Source organism: Janthinobacterium sp. BJB401 (assembly GCF_013372745.1).
Taxonomy (GTDB): domain Bacteria; phylum Pseudomonadota; class Gammaproteobacteria; order Burkholderiales; family Burkholderiaceae_D; genus Janthinobacterium; species Janthinobacterium rivuli.
Window position 1 is genome coordinate 1 of sequence record NZ_JABXFH010000101.1, and the last position, 4,299, is coordinate 4,299.

The 4,299-nt window shown below is 64.3% G+C and carries 1 protein-coding gene; it reads left to right on the forward strand.

What is annotated here, in order from left to right:
- Positions 1-4,299 (forward strand): non-ribosomal peptide synthetase (locus HWE17_RS28280; protein WP_176391091.1); only part of this gene is annotated, 4,299 nt, incomplete at both ends.

Genomic DNA, 4,299 nt, shown 5'->3' on the forward strand with positions numbered 1-4,299 from the left:
CTATGTGCTGCCATCGCTGTTTGAGGTTGACTCGCGTGCGCAGTTCGACGCGCTGATCGAAGCGCTGCGCACGGTCATCGCGCGGCATGACGCGCTGCGCACCGCGATCCTGTCCGAGAACCTGAGTGTTCCGGTGCAGGTCGTCTATCGCCAGGTCGATCTGAGTATTGACATGGTGGAGCTGGGCGATAGCGCCGATGCGCGCAGCGCGCTTGTCGGCCGCTTCTATCGTCCGATGGACCTGGCCGTCGCGCCGATGCTGCGCGTTAGCGCGGCGCAGTCCCCGCAATCGTCCAAGGTCTATGTGCTGTTGCATGCCCACCATCTGATCGAGGACGTGACCTCGCAGCTGATGCTGGTGTCGGAGGTGCAGGCCCATCTCGCCGGCAGCATCGACCACCTTGCGCCACCCGTGCCTTACCGCGAATTCGTGGCCCATGCGCTGCACCAGGCCAGCAACAACGATGCGCAAGCCCACTTCAGCAAGGTGCTGGGCGATGTGACCGAGCCGACGGCACCGTTCAATCTGCTCGACGTACACGGCGACGGCAGAGATACGACGGAAGAGCACAAGGTGCTCGACGCGGCGCTGGCCAATGCGATCCGCCAACTGGCGAAGCAGCGCAAGACCAGCCCGGCGACCTTGTTCCATGCGGCGTGGGCGCTGGTGGTTGGTGTCTGCAGCGCACGCGACGACGTGGTGTTCGGTACCGTGCTGTCCGGGCGCCTGCAGGGCACGGCGGGTGCACGCAATATGCTGGGCATGTTTATTAACACGTTGCCGTTGCGGATGAAGCTGGACGGCATCAGCGTGGACGCCCTGGTGGCGCAGACCGAAGCAGCGCTGCGCGAGATGCTGCCGTATGAACAGGCGCCGTTGTCGTTGGCCCAGCGCTGCAGCGCCATGGAACCGTCCGCGCCCCTATTTACCACCTTGATAAACTATCGGCACAGCGCCCTGAACCAGGAAACCGCGCAGACGGAATCGGGTGGAATCGGATTGCTGCGCTCGGAGGAGCGCACCAACTATCCACTCAGCTTGGCGGTGGATGACTGGGGCGACGACTTCGTGCTGGCCGTGCAGGGCAATGCGCAGGCCGCGCCAGGCCGTATTTGCGGCTATATGCAGACGGCGCTGGAGAATCTGGTGCTGGCATTGGTGCAGGCGCCGCGTACGCCGGCGACCGCCGTGGAAGTGCTGCCACCGCAGGAACGCCAGCAACTGCTGGCGGAATGGAATAGCACCGCGCAGGCTTACCCGCATGGGCAGACCTTGCACGGACTGTTTGAAGAACAGGCGCAGCGCAGCCCTGAGTCGATGGCCCTGGTGTTCGGGGACCAGTCCCTGACTTACCGCGAGCTTAACGCGCGCGCCAACGGTCTGGCGCATCATCTGATACGACTGGGTGTTGGCCTTGACGACCGTGTCGCCATCTGCGTCGAACGCAGCATCGACATGATCGTCGGTCTGCTGGGCATCCTAAAGTCGGGGGCCGCGTATGTGCCACTCGATCCGGTTTACCCGACCGACCGTCTGGCTTACGTAATGGAGGACTGCCAACCGGTCGTGCTGCTGACCCAAGTCCGCCTGCGGGATAGCCTTGGCCTGTTCCAGGGCGCGCATCTGGCATGCCCGGTGCTGGCGCTCGATGCGGACCGGCTGGATGATGCGGCTGGCGAGGCGTGGCCTGGCAATCCGGAACCATCCCGGCTCGGTCTTAGCGCGCGCAACCTGGCCTACGTAATCTACACGTCTGGCTCGACCGGCGCGCCGAAAGGGGTGATGATCGAGCACGCCAGCGTGGTCAACCTGGTCCTCAGCTGTATCGACTGCTATGCGCTGACCAGCCAGGACCGTGTGCTGCAATTTGTATCTTTCGGTTTCGACAGTTCGATTTCGGAAATCTTCCCCGCTTTGTCGGTCGGGGCAAGAGTCGTATTGCGCCCCGCCGAGTTGAAGGTGCCGGACGAGCACTTCATCCGCTTCCTGCAGCAGCAGGGTATCACCATGATGGACGTGCCGACCGCATTCTGGCATCTGTGGACGCAGGAGGCGCAGGCCGGGCGTTGTCTGCCGGACCAGGCGCTGCGCCTGGTCGTGACCGGCGGAGAAAAGGCCGACCTGCGGCATCTGGCCGGCTGGTTAGGCGCTGCGGGGCTGTCGCAGGGCCGCTGGCTGAATACTTACGGTCCGACGGAAGCGACTGTACATGCGACAACGATCTCCTTTGACGCCAAGTCGCCGCTGCCGAAACAGGACATCCCGATCGGCAAACCGATTGCCAATGCCCGCGTCTATATCCTCGATTCCCACCTGCGACCGGTTCCGGTCGCGGTCGCGGGGGAGATTTATATCGCCGGTGCGGGCGTGGCGCGAGGCTATCTGAATCGCCCGGAACTGACGGCGGAACGATTCATCTCCGACCCGTTCGGCGGCCAGCATGGTGCGCGCATGTACAAGACGGGTGATCTGGGCCGTTGGCTGGCCGACGGTAATATCGAATACTTGGGCAGGAATGATTTCCAGGTCAAGTTGCGCGGCTTCCGCATCGAACTGGGCGAAATCGAGACAAGGATCGCGCGGCACGAAGATGTGAAGGACGCGATGGTGATCATGCGCGAGGATATCGTCGGCGACAAGCGCCTGGTGGCCTACCTGACTGTGGTGGATGGGCGCGACGTTACCGCTGCCGCGCTGCGCGAATACCTGCAGGCGAGTCTGCCGGAATACATGGTGCCGGGCGCCTTCGTGGTGTTGGAGCGATTCCCGCTTACGCCAAACGGCAAGATCGACCGCAAGGCCCTGCCAGCACCGGACCAGTCTGCGCTGGCAACACGGGAGTATGAAACGCCGCAAGGTGAAGTGGAAGAAACGCTGGCCCGCATCTGGCAGGAACTGTTGGGTGTCGAGCGTGCAGGGCGCCACGATAATTTTTTTGAATTGGGCGGCCATTCGCTGCAGGCAGTGCGGGTGGTTTCGCAGCTGCGGCAGGCGCTGGGCATCGAAGTGGCGCTGCGCGACGTCTTCATGGCGCCGACCCTGGAAGGACTGGCGCACGTGGCGGCACATGCCGCAGCGGCGTCACTGCCGCCAATCGGCGTGGCCGAGCGCGGCGCGCCGGTGCCGCTGTCGTGGGCGCAGCAGCGTCTATGGTTCCTGGACCGGTTCGACCAGGCGGCCGGTGCGGCCTATCATATCCCTGCCGCGCTCAGGTTGCGCGGCACGCTCGATGTTGCGGCCCTGGGCCGCACGTTGGACCGCATGGTGGCGCGTCACGAAAGTCTGCGCACCACGTTTGCGAACATCGACGGCCAGGTGGTGCAGCTGTTCGCCCCCGACAATGCCGGCTTTATGCTGGAACAGTTCGACCTGAGCGCCCTGGTGGGCCACGAGCAGGAAGCCGCAGTGGCACGGCAGGCCGTGGATGAAGCAGCCCATCCGTTCGACCTGTCAGCCGGCCCGCTGATCCGGGGCCGCCTGCTCAGGCTTATGCAGGACGAGTACGTTTTGCTAGTGACCCAGCATCACATCATCTCGGACGGCTGGTCGATTAATGTGCTGGTGCGCGAAGTGAGCGCGCTGTACACGGCGTTCAGCCAGGGCCAGGCAGATCCGCTGCCGCCGCTGGCGATCCAGTATGCCGACTATGCGGTATGGCAGCGTAACTGGCTGCAGGGCGAGGTGCTGGAGCGTCAGCTCGGCTACTGGAAGGAGCTGTTGGCGGGCGCGCCGGCGCTGCTGGAGCTGCCGACCGACCAACTGCGTCCGGCCGTGCAGAGCTACGCGGGTGGCATGGTGCCGTTCGTGCTGTCGGCAACGGTGACGGAAGGACTGCGGGCGCTGGGGCGCCGTCATGGCGCGACCCTGTTCATGACCCTGCTGTCGGGCTGGGCGTTGCTGCTGGCGCGTCTGTCGGGGCAGGACGATATCGTGATCGGCACGCCGGTGGCGAACCGGCAGCGCAAGGAGATCGAACCGCTGATCGGCTTCTTCGTCAATACGCTGGCCCTACGGGTCAGGCTGGAGGACGACCCGAGCGTGGCGCAGTTGCTGGAGCAGGTGAAGGTGAATACGCTGGACGCCTACGCGCATCAGGACCTGCCGTTCGAGCAGGTGGTCGAAGCGCTGCAGCCGGTGCGCAGCATGAGCCACAGCCCGCTCTTCCAGGCCATGCTGGCCTTGAACAACACACCGAATGATGGAGAGCTGTCGCTACCGGGACTGACGCTGTCTTCGGTGGACGTGCCCAATACGACGACCCAGTTCGACCTGTCGCTGGCGGTGACCGAAGTGGACGA